The organism is Candidatus Magnetaquiglobus sp. (assembly GCF_058402785.1).
Genome location: NZ_JBZVFG010000014.1, coordinates 64,242 through 81,508 on the forward strand (window position 1 = coordinate 64,242; position 17,267 = coordinate 81,508).

A 17,267-nucleotide genomic window follows, 5' to 3' on the forward strand; every position below is an offset into this window, starting at 1 on the left:
CGGTGGGGAGTGATACGAACATGAAACTGCAAGATTTGGCCGAGCGTCTGGGACTGGAATGGCGGGGCGGGGATGTGGAGATCGGCGCGGTGGCGCCGGTGGAGAGCGCCGGGGCGGGGGATCTCACCTTTGTCACGGCGCGCAAGTGGCTGGTCGAGGTGCGGGGGGCGGCGGCCCTGCTGGTGCCGCCGGATCTGGTCGATGAGGCGACCTTGGTGCCGGGTTTGCCGCTGATGATCTCTCCCGCGCCGGCTCTGGATGCCGGTCGGGCCGGGCTGCTCCTGGGGCAGGGTGAGCTGCGTGTGTCTGGGGTACACCCCTCGGCGGTGATCGATCCCTCGGCGCGACTGGGTACCGGGGTGGCGGTGGGACCGTTGGCGGTGATCGGGGCCGGGGTGGTGATCGGGGCCGACAGCGTGATTCACGCCGGCGCGGTGATCCACGATGGCACCTTGATTGGCGCCCGCTGCGTGATCCACGCCAATGCCGTGATCGGCGGCGAGGGGTTCGGTTTCGAGTTCGTGGCCGGCGCGCATCGCAAGATCCCCCATCTGGGGATCGTGCGCATCGAGGATGATGTGGAGGTGGGGGCCTGCACCACCGTGGATCGCGCCCGTTTCGGCGAGACCCGCATCGGGGCGGGCACCAAGATCGACAATCTGGTCCAGATCGCCCACAACGTCCACATCGGGCGGGCCTGCGTGATTGTCAGTCAGGTGGGGATCGCCGGCTCCTGTCGCATCGAGGATGGGGTGGTACTGGCCGGACAGGCCGGACTGGTCCCGCATGTGACGGTGGGGCGCGGCGCGCGGGTGGGTGCCGCCACCGGCGTGGCCGTGGATGTGCCCGCCGGGGCCGCCTGGTCGGGGTGGTGGGGCGGACCGCATCGGGAGAATCTGGCCCAGATCAATGCGGTGCGCAAACTGCCGGAGTTCATGAAAACCGTGCGCGATTATATGAAGGGTCGCGCCTCAAGTCATTGAACGTCTCTTCCAGGCCACGGAAGGCGCGTCTTTCGGTCAACCTTCTCGGTCGGCACCCGGAACCGGGTCGCTGCAAGACCCGCCTGATTCCCGCCCTGGGCCCCGAGGGTGCTGCCGAGGCCCATGCGGTTCTTTTGACGCATGTCGTTGGGATCGTGCGTCGCTGGTGCGCGGAATCCCCTTCGGAACGGCTGTTTCGTCTCTGGACCACCTCTCCGAGGTCCACACCTTTTCTTGACACCCTCGCCGATGACGGTCAGATGCGCGTTCAGCCCGAGGGGGATCTCGGGGTTCGTCTGACGGCGATCTCCCAGGCCGGGCTGGCCGAGGCGGAGGGCATTCTGCTGGTTGGCGGGGATGCCGTCTCTCTGGATCTGGCCAGTCTCAATCACACGGAAACCCTTTTGTCAAGCCACGATGCGGTGCTGATTCCAGCCTCGGATGGTGGCTACGTGGCGTTGGCGCTGCGGCGTTTCCAGCCGGAGCTGTTCATCGTCATGCCGTGGGGCACGGAGCGGGTCGCGGAGACGACACGCACGGTATTTCGACGCCTGGGATGGTCCTGGGGGGAGATCCCCGGCCATTGGGATGTGGACTTCCCAAGGGAGTGGGAACGATTCCGTAGACTTGAAAAAAAGTTGGTCCAATAATTGCTCAACATCTAGCGTGTCCGGCGAGGGTCGATCCGGAGAGCCTGTCAAAGAAGGCGCTAGAAAAGAATCTCTTCGGTAGGAATGAGGAAGCGGTTCTTCGGGAAGACCCTCGATTCCGGCAAGCGAATCATGATCTTAATGCGTTATCGGAATCCATGGGAGTCTTAGCTGATGGGCGATTTTCCCCACACCAATCAAGAGGTGCCTTCCCTTGATCCCCAGATCAAGGCCTTTGCCCAGGCATCCACCCTGACGGACGCCACCCGCGCTGCCTATTGGGGCGACCTGCGCCGCTTCATCGACTGGGGTGGGGTTATTCCGGCCCACGAGAAGATGGTCGCGAATTATCTGGTGGAACATGCCAACAGTCACAAGTTTGCGACGTTGGCTCGTTGGCGGGTCTCCCTCGGCAAGGCCCACTCGGCGCAAGGGTTGGAGGATCCGACCAAAACCGAGCTGGTGAACGCGGTGCTCAAGGGGATCAAGCAGAAACACGGTCGCGAACAGCGTCGTGTCGCTCCCCTGACCTCCAACCAGACCACGGCGGTGTTGAACGTGATGGGGGGGCGCCTGAAGGATCTGCGCGACAAGGCGTTGATTCTGGTTGGCTTTTCCGGTGGACTGCGCCGCTCGGAGCTGACCACCCTGGCGGTGGAGAATCTGCGCGAACGGGCCGGTGGCATGGAATTGAGCCTGAGCACCGGTCGTCTGGTGATGATTCCCCACGGCACGGACTCTTCCACCTGTCCGGTGACCGCGCTCAAGGCGTGGCTGGTGGCCTCGGGGATCGTGAGCGGAGCGGTGTTCCAGGGGATCAACCGTCACGGGCGCATCTCCGGCCAGCCGTTGACCGGTCACGGGGTGGCCCTGGTGATCAAGGAGCGGGTCAAGGCGGTGGGGTTGGATCCGGCGCTCTACAGCGGGTGCAGCCCGCGGGTGGGTGGCATCCTCGAAGGTGCCCAGGACAGCCCCCATGGCGGATTGGACAGCGATCCCATGCCTCTGCCCAAGGCCGCGCACGGTCACTGACCGATCATCGCTTCATCCCGAGAGGGCAGAATCACACGACCGCGCGTCTGTAACGTGCATGATGGGGGGGATCCCCCTCACCCCCCGTACCATGCCCTCCCTTCGGGAGTCTCATGGTAACGTGCATGATGGGGGGGATCCCCCTCACCCTCCCGACCGTGGACCTTCCTGGCGGGAGTCCCACGGTCGGAGACGCGCGGTCTCCAGAATCTCCCGCCTGGCCCGTTCCACCCGCGAACGGGGCTGCGGCGGGTCAAACTCCAGGGCCTCCCGCAACATCTCGGCCCGCTGTTTCGACACACTCCCCCGGAAGCGCGCCACCAGCGCCGCATCGGCCCCGCGCAAGGCGGTGACCAGGGTCTCGTCCGGCACCTGTTGCAAGAGCGTCTCCAGCTCGCGTCGATCCAGCCCGGACAGATCCTCGAACAACACCATCCCATCCCGAATCGTCCGGGCCAGTTCGGACTCCCGGCTCTCCAGAAACCCCAGCAGCCGATCGGCGGTGCGACGGTCGAGAAGGGTCAGGATGCGTGCCACCCGTTCGTGGCTCAAGGCGGTCTCCTTTCGATAAGTCCTTGTTCAAACCGTCCCGGCTGCTATCATCGTGGCCGGCGCTCCAGCGCCATACGCCATCGTCATGCCATCCGGGAGTCCCGCATGCCAGCATCCACACCAGGGGGTCCGCGCCGTTTCTGGTCGGCGTTCGCCATCTATCGGGAACCCCGCGTGCTGGTGATCCTGTTGTTGGGCTTCTCCAGCGGCCTGCCGCTGGCCCTGACCGTGGGTACGCTCTCATTATGGCTGGCCGAGGTCGGGGTGAGCAAGAGTTCCATCGCCCTGTTCGCCCTGGCGGGCACCCCGTATACCTTCAAGTTTCTCTGGTCGCCGCTGGTGGATCGCATGCCGGTGCCCGGCCTCACCACCCGTCTCGGACAGCGACGCGGTTGGGCGATCCTGACCCAACTGGCGTTGATCGTCGGCATCCTCGGGCTCGGAGCGGGCGATCCGGCCCGCGATCCCTTCTGGACCGCCTGGTTCGCGTTGTTCGTGGCCTTCTGGTCGGCCACCCAGGATATCGTCATCGACGCCTATCGGGTGGAGATCCTGGAAGAGCGGCAGTACGGCGCCGGCGCGGCGATGAGCGTGCTCGGCTATCGTCTCGGCATGGTCGCCTCCGGAGCCGGGGGGTTGTACCTGGCCACCTATTGGGGGTGGTTTTCCGCCTATGCGGTGATGGCCGGCCTGATGGGGGTCGGCATGCTGGTGATGCTGCTCAACCCCGAACCCGTGCGTTCGATGGCGGAGGGGCTTTCCACGCCGACCGAAACCGACGGGTGGCGCGTCCGGGTCGCATCCTGGCTCCGGAGCGCCGTGATCGCCCCGTTCGCCGAGTTCATGCGGCGGCGCGGCTGGTTGATGACCCTGCTCTTCATTCTGCTCTACAAGTTCGGCGATGCCCTGGCCGGCGTGATGAGCGGTCCGTTCTATCTGGAGATGGGGTTTTCGAAAATCGAGATCGCCAATGTCACCAAGCTTTTCGGATTGGTGGCGGTGTTGGTCGGCGGGGTGGTCGGCGGAATTTTGACGGAACGTCTGGGTATCAATAAGGCGTTGATTCTGTGCGGGATCCTGCAAATGGTCTCCAACCTGATGTTCGTGGTGCTTGCCGAGGTGGGCTACTCCCTGCCGATGCTCACCGTGACCATCGCGGTGGAGAACGTCACCGGCGGCATGGGCACCTCGGCCTTCGTGGCCTATCTCTCCCGGCTCTGCCACGTCGCCTATACCGCGACTCAGTATGCCCTGCTCTCTTCGTTCATGGCCTTCGGACGCACGCTGCTGGCCTCGAGCGGGGGTTGGATCGCGGAGCGGATCGCCTGGGCGGACTTTTTCCTCATCACCACCTTTGCCGCCATTCCGGGATTGTTGTTGTGGGTGTTCATGGCGCGCCGCTTCGAGACCCGTTGAGAGGAGAGGGGGCGCCCATCCGGCGGAGGTTCCTGCACCTCCGCCGGATGGGGAGTGGTTCAGGCGCCGATCTTCTCCTTGATCCTGCCGATCTCGTCGCGGGCGTAAAAGCAGCACACGCCGCGTTTGGAGGCCGGCTCGATCCCGAGATCCTTGATCGCCTTCTTGACCTTGGTGTCGGACACCCCCAACTCCTTGGCGATGTTGGTGGCGGACAGAACGTTCTCCTTGGCGGGTTCGGTCATGGTGGTTCTCCTTCGTGGTGGGGGGTTGAGATCTGCGTCGTGGATGGCAGATGCCGCATCTGCCGGGGCGGGGCATGCGTGACCGCTTTTTTGGCCGTATTGTGCATGGATCGTCGATCGACTTCCAGGGCTTGCGACAAGCGGCCCGGATCGATGCCGGTCACCTCTCCCAGGCCCGTTTCCACCAGTTGGAACAAACGGGGCAGGGCGATCTGGTGGGTCTGGCCGGTGGTGGCGTGCAGCCAGTCCGAGAAGGCCAGGAAGGTGGCAAAGGGCGAGCGGTTTTCAAAGGCCAGTTGGAGGGTGGCCCGAAAGCGGCCCGAGTTGCCGATCAGATCCCAATAGCGGGCCAACCGTTTGAAGCGCCGCAGGGTCATGAAGTCGAATTGCGCGTTCTCCAGCAGTTCGTAGGGTGGTTCCGGGTCGAAGCGGAAGTCGGCTGGGGTGTCGAGGGCCAGCGGGGTGCCGGGCAGTCGTTTGAGAATGCCCACCTGGATTTCGTGGGGGTCCAGGGCGAGGAGCCGGTCGAACCCGGCGGCGAACGGTTCCGGGGACTCTCCCGGCAGGCCGACGATCAGGTCGGTGTGCAGATGGGCGTGGGTGTGGGTACGCAGCCAGCGCAGATTCTCGGTGACCCGGCCCTGCTCCTGATGGCGGTCGATGGCCGCGAGCACCGCGGGTTGGAAGGATTGCACCCCGACTTCGAGTTGCAGAGAGCCGGCGGGAAAGGCGGTCAGGCGGCGTTTCAGCCCTTCGGGGAGGTGGTCCGGCATCATCTCGAAGTGGAGGAACAGATCCGGGGTGGTGGCCAGGTGGTTCAGGAAAAAATCGAGGATCACGCCGGCATGACGCTCCCCGAGGTTGAAGGTGCGATCCACGAACTTGAAGTGGCGTCCGCCGCGGGCGATGAGGCTTTCGAGCGCGGCCAGGAGGGGTTCGAGGGGGAAACGGCGCACCTGGGGGTCGTTGGCCGACAGGCAGAACGAACAGCGGTAGGGGCAGCCGCGCGAGGACTCCACATACAGGTAGCGGTGGGCCAGATCGGTGGCGTCGTATTCGGCATGGGGGAGGGCAAGGGCGGCGGGGTCGGGGCTGGGGGCGATCCGATCTCGGCTGGCGGGGGGATCTCCGGCCAGGATCGCTTGGCAGAGATCGGCAAAGGCCAGCTCCCCCGCGCCGAGGATGCGGTAGTCGGCCAGGGTCACCAGAGGGTGATCCGCCGGCAGATGGCTCACTTCGGGTCCTCCCAGCACGAGAATCACCTCGGGACGCACCTGTTTCAACAGGGAGGCCAGATGCCGGGTCAGGGTGTGGTTCCAGACATGCACCGCGCAGCCGATGATGCGGGGGGAACTCTTCAGGAGGGTCTCCAGGGCCTCTTCGGGCCGTTTTTCCAGATCGAACTCCACCAGGCGGGCCGAATCGCGCAGGGGGCCGAGATTGGCCATCAGACAGCGCAATCCCAGCGACGGGTGGGAAAAACGGGCGTTGAAGGTGGTCAGGACGATTTCCGCCATGCTGAACCTTGAAGAGTCGTGCTACAGTTGTGTCGAAAGAGGGGATCGACAATCCACGCCAGGTTGATGGGGGTGATTATGACGCAAACCGGGACAAACGCCAATCCGGAGCAGACGACGGGAGGGAATCGGGTCGGCAAGGAGACCGACGAGGCCCTGCCCCCCGGCCTGAAGCGACCGTTGCGGGACGCCATGACGCGCCTGTTGTCGGGTCGTCCGATGGACGAGGAGATCCTGGATCCGGCCAACCCCAACCTGATCCTCGATCGGGAGCGTTGAGGCGATGGCCGGGGACGATGCGGCCTCACGCGGCGGGGCGTGGATCCAGACCTTTACCGGGCGGCAGTTCTGGCCGTTGGATGCCCGGCCCGAAGAGGTCGAGATCGAGGATGTCGCCCACGCCCTGGGGATGCTGTGCCGGTTCAACGGTCATTGTCGGCGGTTCTATTCGGTGGCCGAGCATTCGGTGTGGGTGTCGCATCTGGTGGGCGCGGAGGATGCCCGCTGGGGATTGCTGCACGATGCCGCCGAGGCCTATCTGTCCGATCTGCCCAAGCCGCTCAAGCGGGTGTTGCCGGAGTTCGATCCCTGGGAGGAGCGTCTGCTCGGGGTGATCGCCGTCCGTTTCGGGTTGACCGGATTGCCGTCGGCACGGGTGAAGGAGGCGGACTGGCGGTTGCTGGCCAACGAGAAGGCCACCTTCATGGCCCCGGAACCGGCCCCCTGGCACGGTCTGCCCGACCCCTTTCCGGGGGTGGAGTTGGAAGGATGGTCCCCGGAGGATGCCAAGGTGCGTTTTCTGGCGCGCTATCGGGCGTTGTTTCCAGGGGGGTGATCGCGCTGTCCGTCCAACGGTCGCGATGGGGGCGGGGCTTACCAGCCTGCCGGCACGAAATCATCCGCGTTGGCCATGCGCAGGGTGTCGCCGGACTGTTCGATCACGAACAGACCCTGGCGGATGGCAAAGCGGGAGACATTCTCCTCGATCACCATGGCCGCGACCGCGCCAATCGCCCGTTTGTCGGCATATTCCGGGAAGAACGCCTTGAATTGCGCCATGCGGTCCAGATGTTCGCGCACGTCGCTGACTTCCAGTTTGCTTTTCACCTCCACCAGAACCACGGCGTCGGTGTTGACCACGAACAGGTCGATCTCCATTTGGCGTCCGTCGTTCAACTTGGCCTCGACACGACGACTGACCTTGTGGACCGGGATGCCGCGTTGGGCAAACAGGGTTTCGCACGCTGGCGCGATCAACCCCTCGACGAATTCGCCCAAGCGTCCGCCCAGACGATCCAGTTTGCGGTCGGTCTCTTTCATTTGTTTGGAGACCTCCTGGATTTGCCGGTCGGTCTCCGCGCGCGACTCGCGCATCGTGCGCTCTGTCTCCGCGCGCGACTCGCGCATCGTGCGGTCGGTCTCCGCGAACATCGCCTGCAAGCGTCGATCCGTCTCCTGAAAGGCTTTCCAGACATCATTCAGAGTCACGGTTTCGGACATGTCGGTCTCCAGAGGGCAAGGGGGGTGTCATTCGGCATGGCGACTCAACCCGAATCGAGCGATCACATCCAACAGCTTCTGTTTCTTGATCGGCTTGGAAAGATAGAGATCGCACCCGGCCTGGCGGCTGCGTTCCGCCTCGCCCTCCAGGGCGTGGGCGGTCAGGGTGACGATCGGCAGGTGGAAGCGTCCCTTCTCCTTTTCCCATTCGCGAATCCGGCGCGTGGCGGTGTAGCCGTCCATCAGCGGCATTTGCACATCCATGAAGACCAGATCGAACGCCTTGGTCTGAACCATCGCCACCGCCTCTTCGCCGTTGACGGCGATGGTCAGGTGGTGCGGGCTTTTTTTCAAGAAGGCGCTGATCAGCAGTTGGTTGTCCTCGGAGTCTTCGACCAGCAGAATCCGCATCGCCGGACACGCCGAGTCCGCGTCGCCGGAGGAGAGGCCGGAGGATTCCGGACGCGCGGGGAGATGATCGGTCGCCGGGCGCGCGGGCAGGGCGATCCGGAACGAACTGCCGCAGCCCGGTTGACTCTCCACGGAGATCTCGCCGTTCATCAGGGTCACCAGACGCCGGGCGATGGTCAGGCCGAGTCCGCTGCCCCCGTGGCGACGGGTCATGCTGGTATCCACCTGGGTGAACGGATCGAAAATGGTCTGGCTTTTCTCCGGACTGATTCCGATGCCGGTATCCCGCACCAGCAGGATGATCCGGCCAGGATGATCGGGATCGGCCAGGCCGTTCAGGGTGATCCGTCCCGCATCGGTGAATTTGATGGCATTGCCCAACAGATTGAACAGGATCTGCCGCAGGCGCAGGCGATCGAACAGCAGGATGGGTGGAAGCTCCGGAGAGACCTCGCAGTGCATCTCCAACCCCTTGCCTTCGGCCACCACCTTCAACATTCCTGCCACCTCGCACACCAGGTCTCGAATCGCCACCGGTTCCTCGATCAAGGTCAGGTGACCGGATTCGATCTTGGTGAGATCCAGGATCTGATTGATCAACTCCATCAGATTGGCGCCCGCCTCCTGGAGTCGGGCCACCCATTCGCGTTGCTCATTCCGCACCCCGGATTCGAGCAGAAGATCCCCCATGCCGATCACCACGTTCATGGGGGTGCGGATTTCGTGGCTCATCATGGCCAGGAATTCACTTTTGGCGCGGTTGGCGTTTTCCGCCACCTCCTTGGCCTGACGCATCAGCTCCTCGTCGCGTTTGCGCCGGGCCAGATCCTGATCCAGGGCCCAGGTGAGATGGCGATTGCGTTCGAGTTCGTCGCGCAGCAGTTGCTCCACCTGATGGCGCTGGGTGATGTCGATCATCGAGACGTAGAAGCGTTGCCAGTTGGTCTCGCTCTCCGGGGAGAGGGAGATGGAAAGCGAGATCCAGATGACCTGTCCCTGGAAGGTGACCTGGGTCGTTTCGGTGGCGAAGCGCGTGGCGCCGTTGTAAAAGGCATCGAGGGCCTGGGTGAAGGTTTCCAGGCCATGGGTATCGAAGAAGCGTTGGAGTTGGGATCCCAGCATCGCCTCCATGGAGGGGGCGCGCAGCAGGTCCACGGTGGCCTGGTTGACCCGGATGATGCGGGTCAGATGGGCGCATTCGGCGGCGATCGTCGGGGTGATGCGCGTGAGGCCGGGATGATGCGCATCCAGACGATGCTTGAGGGCGGAGAGATCCACCTCCCACAAGGCGGCTGGGGAGTCGAGGAACAGGCCACGAAAGCGGGCTTCGCGTTCCGCCACCGCGGTGGTGGCCTGGGCCTGGGCGATGAGGAACCGGTGCGACTGGCGCCGCGCGAACCACAAGGCCACGACGCCGGCCATCCAGACCAGCCCGAGTCCGGTCAGGAGTGTGGCGAAAAACCGATCCAACCCTTCCAGATAGGGGGTGAGGGGCACGGCGGTGCTGATGCCGCCGCGGATGCCGCCGACGGGAACCCCGCTCGCCTCGTGACAGACGATGCAGCCCGGTTCCATGATCATGGCGCGCATGATGCGCAGATAGGGTTTGCCGTCGATTTCGGCTTGTTCGGCCCGTTCCCGGTAGGCGCCACGCTCGAAGGCTTCCAACGTCTCCTTTTCCCAGGCGTCCGGGGCGTTGTCCGGGTTGAGGAGTTTCAGGCTGGTGATGTGACCGCGCACGCCGTAGTTCTCGGTGTGGTGTTCCATCACCTCGCGCAGCATGTAGGCCGGGTTCATCAGGGTGAGGTTTGTCCCCTCGCTGGTGGTGACATCCCGATTCGGGGCATGCAGGTAGGGGTTGGGAGGGGTGGATGCGCTGGGTTTGACGTAGACTCCGCCATGGGAGGTGGCCCATTGGCGAAACGACAGATCCTTGTTCAGATGGGTGATTCCCTCGAGACGGGCCTGGTTCAGGAGGTGACTTTTCTCTTGGGAGAGGGTCAGGATGAAGACGATGGCGATGATGCCGCTCCATCCCGACAGCGCGGCCAGCGCCAGGCGATCGACCGTGCGCATGGAGGGCTGGAGCGTGGAGGAGGTGTGCATCCGGGGTTGCCTGTCTTTGGAAAGGGGGGTCGGATGGGGCTGTGGATCTCGTGAGGAACGGTTACTGGTTTATTGTACGATTTTTCTTGAAAATGCAAGTGAAAATTGATTGAAATATCATTCTGATTGCCCGGTCCGCACGGGTGGTTGACGCTTTCCATGACCATGGGATACAAACATGGTTTCCACCTTGGCACCAGGAAGGAAACTTCACGCATCCCATGAGCAAAGAGCCGCAAACGCCCTATCGTCGTATCAAGCAGACCATCTATTGGGTCATGGAGGATCCTGCCTGTCCGTATCGCCGCTGGTATCACTTCTTCATGATGAGCATGTTGATCTTGTCCCTCGGGGTGTTGATCGTCAATGCGCATCACGAGCACGATCCGGAACACGATGTCTGGGCGCATCACGGTTTCTTCATTCTTCTGGATCATGCATTCTATTATCTGTTCGTGTGCGAATACCTGTTGCGCTGGTGGACCGCCACCTCCTTGCATGAGGATTACCGCAAGGCGGTCCGGCGTTATCGCCGACGGGTCTACCGCCCCACGCGCCATGGCGAGATCTTCGATGGTTTTTATCACGCCGTGCTCAACAAGTTGCGCTGGATGGTCCATCCCCTGGCGCTGATCGACCTGTTGGCCATTCTGCCGACCTTCCGGTTTTTCCGGCTGTTCCGGGTCATTCAACTGCTCAAATTCTTTCGCTATTCGCGCCGCATCGCCTTCGTCACCAGCATCCTGGGTGAACGACGCTACGAGATGGTGTCGCTGCTGTTGGCCGGGGGGGTGATCTGGGGAACCGTGGCGGTGGCCTTTTTCCTGGCCGAACACGGGGTCAACGACAAGGTGCCGACCCTCGGCGCGGCGGTCTATTGGGCGATCATCACCATCACCACCGTCGGCTATGGCGACATCGCTCCGGTCACGGAAGTGGGACGAATCATCGCCTCCGTGGGGGTGCTGACCGGCATGTCGGTCACGGTGCTCATGACCTCGCTGGTGGTGACGGTCTTTACGGACCGGTTGTTCAATCTCAAGGAGTTTCACATGGAACGGCAGATCGAACGGTTGCGGAACCACTTCGTGGTGTGCGGACTCGATGCCCTGGGGATCGTGGCCTGCCAGAGTCTGCACAACGAGAAAAAACCCTTCGTGGCCATCGACATGGATCAACAAAAGGTGGATCGGGCGATCCGGGATGGCTGGATCGCCGTTCAGGGGGATGTCACGCTCCAGGAAACCTGGACGCGGGTGGGGCTGGAACGGGCCGCCGGGGTGATCATCGCCATCCTCAACGAGGCGACCAACGTCTACATCATCCTGATCGTGCGCGAGGTCAACGCCAAATGTTTCGTGGTCGCCTGCGGCAGCCAGCACAGCTCCGAACAACGCCTCCAACGGGTGGGGGCGGATCGGGTGGTGTTGCCGTTCCAGAACGCCGGTCATCAGATGGCCCAGACCGCCCTGCGACCCGGCGCGTTGCAATTTTTGCGGCTGGCGCTGGATCAGACCCACACCGAATTCGAAATGGACGAGATCAGCATCCGTCCCGGATCGATCTTCGTGGGTTCTTCGTTGCGGGATTCGGATCTGCGTCACGGCTTCGACGTGATCGTGGTGGGGATCATCTCCGAGGGCGAGGGGATGACCTACAACCCCCAGGCCAGCCATGTCCTCAAGGCCGGTGACATGATCATCTGTCTGGGGCAAAGGGATGATCTGGCCCGTTTGAAACGGGCTTCGGCGATGAAGACGACCAGCAATCCCCTCGAAGGACAGGAGTTGGCCGAATTCGTGGTGCAGGCCGGTTCGGTTCTGGAGGGGGTGACGCTCCAGGAGGCGCACATCCGCGAGCGGTTCAATCTGATGGTGGTGGCCGTGGCCGCCAAGGGGACGAGCGTGCAGTTCACCCCGCGACCGGCCATGCGTTTTGGCGAGGGGGATGTGTTGATCTGTCTTGGGTCGCTCGAGCAGATCGAGGCGTTCGGAGAAGAGTTGGGACAACATGCCAGGACCGCCCGTTCCCTGGCGGAACTGGAGACCGAATCGGTGCGCATTCCGCCCGGATCCCAGTTGCACGGGATCCATCTGGGTTCCTCGGCGATTCGGAGTGGATTCTCCTGCAACGTGATGGCGGTGCAGCGTCCGGGAGAGAAACTGCTTTTCAATCCGCCGCCCGATTACCGCTTCGCCTCCCATGATTTGCTGGTCTGCCTGGGCAGGCGTCCAGACCTGACCCGATTGAAGGCCATGATCCTCAAGAGTTGAACGGACCCAAGAAAAAGGGTTGGCAACGCCAGGGGAGTGGCCTATTATGGAAATCCAGAATTCGCTTCGTGCGCCGCGCGGCGTCTCGACCCTCTTTACCCTGTTCCAGGCCGGTTGAAACAGCCACGGCATTTATTCATTGTCATGTCAGCCAAGGGAAGCAACACAAATGAAGAGATCATTCTTGGGAGCCTGTCTGGCCGTATTCATGGTTTTCGGCGCCACGACATCGGCGCAGGCCCAGCAGGAGCGGTGCGTCTCCGGGGATTGCGTCAATGGCAAGGGGACGTACATCTATTCAGATGGCAGCAAGTATGTTGGTGAGTACAAAAGTGGCAAGATCCATGGTCAGGGCAAGTTCACCTATCCGGACGGCAGCGTTTACACCGGCGAATACAAGAACAACAAGATGGATGGCAAGGGAACCTTCGTTTATCCCAACGGCGACAAGTATGTGGGCGAGTTCGCCAACAATCAGATGAGCGGCAAGGGCAAATTCACCCAGGGTGCCAAGAACGGCGAAAAGCCCAAGGAAGCCGCCAAGGAGGCTCCCAAGGAGACTGTCAAGGAGGCTCCCAAGGAGGCCGCCAAGAAGCCCGCCGCGACCAAGGAAGCTCCCAAGGATGCCGCCAAGAAACCCGCCGTGACCAAGGCGGATGCGAAGAAGGATCCGAAGGCCAAGAAGGACGCCGAGAAGAAGGCCAAGAAGAAAGCCAAGAAAGAGGCCAAGAAAGAGGCCGCCAAGAAGGATCCTGCCGGCGCGTCCAAGGATGCGGCCAAGAAGGGTGCCGTTCCCGCCAAAAGTGGCGCCAAGGAGTGAGTTGATCTCGCGGGTCTGCCGGGGATGTCTCTCAACCCGCCCCGGCAGACCCGCGAGCCATCAACCCGCGCCGGACCCGCCGGACCTCCCCGCCGCGATCCCGCCAGGCTTCAACCCGCGACGGACCCTCTCTCCATCTCCTCGTCCCACGGGGGAAACGGCTCGACCGGCAGGTCGATCTCCACCTCCAGTCCCCCCTCCGCGCGGTTGCGCACCGTCAGCCTCCCCTGGTGATCCCGTATCGCCCGCGCCGCGATCGCCAATCCCAGTCCGTGGCCGCCGCTGGCGCGATCCCGTGCCTCGCCAACCCGGAAAAAGGGTTCGGTGATGCGCGGCAGATCCGCTTCCGGCACGCCGGGGCCCTGGTCCCGAACCTGAATCCGCACCCATGCCCCATGCCGGGAGAGCAGCAGGGTCACCTCCGTATCCCGAGGGGCATGGCGCATGGCGTTGCGTACCACGTTCTCCACCGCCGAGTGCAGCGACTCTCCGTCGGCCCACAGCAACGCCGGTTCGAGCAGTTGGCTCGCCAGAACCGGGCTCTCCAGTCCGTGCTCGAAACGGGCGTCCTCCACCACCTGTTCCGCCAACGCCCCGAGATCGATCAGGGTGTCGCGTGGCATCCGTTCGGGTTGTTCCGGACGCGACACGCGGATCACCTGACCGATCAGACCATCCAGTCGTTCCATCTCCCGTGCGAGTCGTTGCATGGCCTCTTCGCGCTCCTCGTCCATGCCGCCGTTGCCCAGTTCGATCAGTCCCAGGGCGACGCGCATCCGTGCCAGCGGGGAGCGCAGTTCGTGGGAGACATCCTGGAGGAGTCGTTTCTGGCCGTGAAACAGGGTTTCGAGACGTTCGGCCATGAAGTTGAAATCCCTGGCCAGGTCGTCGAGTTCGTCGGAGACCAGTCGGCGCGCCACCGGCGCGCGGGCGGTCAGTTCGCCATCCGCCAGCCGCAGGGCGGCGCCGCGCAGCAGGCCCACCGGGCGGGTGAAGTGTCGGGCCAGGGGAAAAACCACGATACCACTGATCAGAAGTGGCAAGACCGGCAGCAGGGGATATTCGCGCAGCAGCAAGGCCAATGGGGAGGTCAGGCGGCTGAAAACGATCCGATAGGGATGCCCATCCGGATCGGTCACGCCCAGGGAGCGATGGAGCGGGGGTTCGCGTGGTCCGGGAGGGGGTGGACGGAAGGTCTGGGGAAAACCTTCATCCTGGGGTGGCCCGAAGCGGTCCGGCCCTGCCTCATCCGAGGGAGGTGGGGGAGGCGGCGGGCGAAATCCCCACTCCGGGCGGTTGCGTCGGAATGGTCCGGGAACCGGACGGTCGAGGATATCCTGATGGTTCCGGTCCAGAACCAGGATCTCCTCGAGTCCGGGCGTGGTGGTGACATGGTGGCGTGTCGCCGCGATTCCCTGATGGACGATCAGGTTGGCCACCTCGCGTCGTTGTTTCATCAACGCTTCCAGATGGGCATCGAACAGCGGTTCCAAAAGACCGCGCAGATGGTGCCCTCCCCAGAAGAAGCCTCCCCCGACCAACGACACCACCAGCCAGAACGAGAAGAAGAGTTTCCAGAAAAAGCGCATGGTGCTACCCCCGGTTGCGTGCCGCCAGTTGGTATCCGCCGCCGCGCACCGTGACGATGCGTGCCGAGCCGTCTTCGGCGGGACCGAGTTTGCGGCGCAGGTTGCTGATGTGCAGATCCACGCTGCGATCGAAGCTGGAGAGATCCCGGCCCAGACCCTGGCGGCACAGATGCTCCTTGGAGACCACCTCGCCGGCGTGGCGCATGAGCACCTGCAACAGGTTGAACTCCGCGCCGGTCAGTTCGATCGGGAGATCGTTGACCTGAATGGCCCGTGTGCCGGGGTGGAGGGTGATGGAATCGACCTTGAGGATGGTCTGATCGGTTTTGGCCGGACCGCGACGCAGTACCGCGCGCAGTCGGGCCACCAGCACCTTGGGGTTGCAGGGTTTGGTGAGGTAGTCGTCCGCGCCGATCTCCAGACCCAGGATGCTGTCCACGTCCTCGCCGCGCGCGGTGAGCATCAGCACCGGGGTGTTGCGGCGTCCGCGCAGGCGGCGCACCAGTTCGAAGCCGTTCAAGCGCGGCATCATCACATCCACCACCAGGGCGTCGAAGCTCTCCTTCAGGGCCAGATCCAGGCCGGAGTCCCCATCGTGGCGGCAGAGGCATTCGAACCCTTCGGCCTGCAGGTAACGGGAGAGCATGTGACACAATTCGCGGTCATCGTCGATGAGCAGCACGCGGATCATCCAGGGGACTCCCGAGGGTGGGGGGTGCGACGTGGTTCGATTGCGTCAGTTCGAGCTGGCCGCACCTCTTGGGGTGATGTCGAATCGTTCGCCACTAGAGCGCTTCGGGCCATTGTAACCGCCTCTGTTTGGATTGGAAGCAGGCTTTACACTTCCTGACGCTTTCGAGACACACCCTTACGGGTTTTTTGTGTAGGCTCCTGACCCGAAGCTCGGATGATTCGCGTCCGGGGAGGAGGCGAGAACCTCACCAATCAATCAAGGAGAGTCAGGCATGAACATCTCGATGAACGGCATGGGCGGCATGGGTGGCATGATGGGCATGGGCGGCATGGGCAAGCCCCCCACGGCGGCGGCGTTGATGAAGAAGATGGATCAGAGCGGTGATGGGCTCATCGATGCCACAGAGGCCAAGGGGCCGTTGTCCGAGCAGTTTTCCACCTCCGACGCCAACGGCGATGGCAAGATTTCCAGCGACGAATTGCAGACCGCCATGGAGAGTTTTCACAATGAGATCAAGGCAAAGACCGGGAACGGACAGCCCATGATGGGACCGCCGCCGTCGGGTGGCAAGCCGTCGGCCAGCGATCTGCTGAGCGGCATGGATCAGGATTCGGATGGTTCGATCTCCTCGGACGAGGCCGAGGGCCTGTTGGCCGAGCGGTTCGAGACGGCGGACACCAACAAGGATGGCAAGGTGAGCCTGGAAGAGTTGCAGGCCGACATGCAGGCCGCCCATGCCGAGCGTGCAGGTCAGGCGGGAGGCGCTGGCGCGTCGGGCAGCAATGCCGACTCGGCCCAGACGCTCGTCAATCTGCTGGACAACGACGGGGATGGCAAGATCGGCAAGGACGAGATTCAATCCCTGCTCGACGCCATGACCAACCAGTCCAGCGGCAACGATGCGGCCTCGATGAGCGATCCGGGTCGCTCCGTCTCTCCTTTCGGCATGATCCAGTACATGCTTTCCGTGGCCCAGGGGCGTCAGTCGGGCACCACCGGCCAGTCGGTCGCGGTGAATCTGACCGCGTGATTTCCGGTCCCCATCGGAAATGGTTGGACCAGACTGACGGTTTGGCATGTGCTGTTTTCACCGTTAAGTTAAACCGCACCCAGCTTGGGATGTGTCGTTTTTATGGGTGAAAAAAAAAGAGAAGGTCTGGGAGATTCTTCTTCCAGGGTTTTGATTTTGCCTTTGACTTGAGCGCGCTTTTCAAAAGAAGCCTTTTTCGCGGCCTTTTGCGAACAATGCGTCGCGAGCAGCCTTCGCGGGAGTCGTTTCCGTTTTTTACCGTGGAACTTCCGTAAGGGAGGTCCACGGTTGGGGGGTGAGGGGGTTCTCCCCCCATCCTGCAAGTTTACCGTGGAACTTCCGTAAGGGAGGTCCACGGTTGGGGGGTGAGGGGGTTCTCCCCCCATCCTGCAAGTTTACCGTGGAACTTCCGTAAGGGAGGTCCACGGTTGGGGGGTGAGGGGGTTCTC

At 63.1% G+C, this 17,267-nt stretch carries 16 protein-coding genes; 9 read left to right on the forward strand and 7 right to left on the reverse strand.

Features of this window, described 5'->3' with window-relative positions:
* The first annotated feature begins 20 nt into the window (after positions 1-20).
* From ACV4UY_RS06995 to ACV4UY_RS07005, 3 genes are all read left to right on the forward strand, one after another.
* Positions 21-983 carry a UDP-3-O-(3-hydroxymyristoyl)glucosamine N-acyltransferase gene (locus ACV4UY_RS06995; RefSeq protein ID WP_491606897.1) on the forward strand — a complete coding sequence of 321 codons (963 nt, stop codon included), beginning with the start codon at positions 21-23 and terminating at the stop codon, positions 981-983.
* Positions 980-1,633, forward strand: coding sequence for a TIGR04282 family arsenosugar biosynthesis glycosyltransferase (locus ACV4UY_RS07000; RefSeq protein ID WP_491606898.1), 654 nt, complete (start codon positions 980-982; stop codon positions 1,631-1,633). Before ACV4UY_RS06995 ends, ACV4UY_RS07000 begins: the two co-directional genes overlap by 4 nt.
* Before the next feature lie 174 nt (positions 1,634-1,807).
* On the forward strand, positions 1,808-2,665 hold the full coding sequence (locus ACV4UY_RS07005; protein ID WP_491606899.1) for a site-specific integrase: 858 nt from the start codon (positions 1,808-1,810) through the stop codon (positions 2,663-2,665).
* A 144-nt stretch (positions 2,666-2,809) separates the two neighbouring features.
* On the opposite strand, the gene ACV4UY_RS07010 is transcribed toward ACV4UY_RS07005, so the two are convergent.
* Positions 2,810-3,217, reverse strand: a complete 408-nt coding sequence (locus tag ACV4UY_RS07010; protein ID WP_491606900.1) for a FliG C-terminal domain-containing protein — start codon at positions 3,215-3,217, stop codon at positions 2,810-2,812.
* Between the two features lie 105 nt (positions 3,218-3,322).
* Between ACV4UY_RS07010 and ACV4UY_RS07015 the strand changes: the two genes are divergently transcribed.
* Positions 3,323-4,633, forward strand: a complete 1,311-nt coding sequence (locus ACV4UY_RS07015) for an AmpG family muropeptide MFS transporter (RefSeq protein WP_491606901.1) — start codon at positions 3,323-3,325, stop codon at positions 4,631-4,633.
* 59 nt (positions 4,634-4,692) lie between these two features.
* Here the strand turns inward: ACV4UY_RS07015 and ACV4UY_RS07020 are convergent, their stop codons facing one another.
* Positions 4,693-4,878 carry a hypothetical protein gene (locus ACV4UY_RS07020; RefSeq protein WP_420905230.1) on the reverse strand — a complete coding sequence of 62 codons (186 nt, stop codon included), beginning with the start codon at positions 4,876-4,878 and terminating at the stop codon, positions 4,693-4,695.
* The gene (locus ACV4UY_RS07025) at positions 4,875-6,395 is read right to left on the reverse strand and encodes a B12-binding domain-containing radical SAM protein (protein ID WP_491606902.1); all 1,521 of its coding nucleotides are present in this window, start codon (positions 6,393-6,395) and stop codon (positions 4,875-4,877) included. Before ACV4UY_RS07025 ends, ACV4UY_RS07020 begins: the two co-directional genes overlap by 4 nt.
* Positions 6,396-6,473: 78 nt before the next feature.
* On the opposite strand from ACV4UY_RS07025, the gene ACV4UY_RS07030 reads away from it, so the two are divergent.
* Entirely contained in the window at positions 6,474-6,674 is a 201-nt protein-coding gene (locus ACV4UY_RS07030; RefSeq protein ID WP_420905228.1) for a hypothetical protein, read from the forward strand.
* Between the two features lie 4 nt (positions 6,675-6,678).
* Entirely contained in the window at positions 6,679-7,230 is a 552-nt protein-coding gene (locus ACV4UY_RS07035; RefSeq protein WP_491606903.1) for a phosphohydrolase, read from the forward strand.
* A gap of 38 nt (positions 7,231-7,268) precedes the next feature.
* Here the strand turns inward: ACV4UY_RS07035 and ACV4UY_RS07040 are convergent, their stop codons facing one another.
* Positions 7,269-7,895: a DUF8196 domain-containing protein gene (locus tag ACV4UY_RS07040; protein ID WP_491606904.1), complete on the reverse strand. Its 627-nt coding sequence runs from the start codon at positions 7,893-7,895 to the stop codon at positions 7,269-7,271.
* A 27-nt stretch (positions 7,896-7,922) separates the two neighbouring features.
* Positions 7,923-10,412: an ATP-binding protein gene (locus ACV4UY_RS07045; RefSeq protein ID WP_491606905.1), complete on the reverse strand. Its 2,490-nt coding sequence runs from the start codon at positions 10,410-10,412 to the stop codon at positions 7,923-7,925.
* Positions 10,413-10,633: 221 nt separating this feature from the next.
* On the opposite strand from ACV4UY_RS07045, the gene ACV4UY_RS07050 reads away from it, so the two are divergent.
* Positions 10,634-12,685, forward strand: a complete 2,052-nt coding sequence (locus ACV4UY_RS07050) for a TrkA C-terminal domain-containing protein (protein WP_491606906.1) — start codon at positions 10,634-10,636, stop codon at positions 12,683-12,685.
* Between the two features lie 169 nt (positions 12,686-12,854).
* Positions 12,855-13,505, forward strand: coding sequence for an MORN repeat-containing protein (locus ACV4UY_RS07055; RefSeq protein WP_491606907.1), 651 nt, complete (start codon positions 12,855-12,857; stop codon positions 13,503-13,505).
* Between the two features lie 110 nt (positions 13,506-13,615).
* Here ACV4UY_RS07055 and ACV4UY_RS07060 read toward each other — a convergent pair whose 3' ends face one another.
* A complete protein-coding gene (locus ACV4UY_RS07060; RefSeq protein ID WP_491606908.1) occupies positions 13,616-15,094 on the reverse strand; it encodes a sensor histidine kinase in 1,479 nt (492 codons plus the stop codon).
* Positions 15,095-15,098: 4 nt separating this feature from the next.
* On the reverse strand, positions 15,099-15,785 hold the full coding sequence (locus tag ACV4UY_RS07065) for a response regulator (protein ID WP_491606909.1): 687 nt from the start codon (positions 15,783-15,785) through the stop codon (positions 15,099-15,101).
* 274 nt (positions 15,786-16,059) lie between these two features.
* On the opposite strand from ACV4UY_RS07065, the gene ACV4UY_RS07070 reads away from it, so the two are divergent.
* Positions 16,060-16,818 carry an EF-hand domain-containing protein gene (locus tag ACV4UY_RS07070; protein WP_491606910.1) on the forward strand — a complete coding sequence of 253 codons (759 nt, stop codon included), beginning with the start codon at positions 16,060-16,062 and terminating at the stop codon, positions 16,816-16,818.
* Positions 16,819-17,267 lie beyond the last annotated feature (449 nt).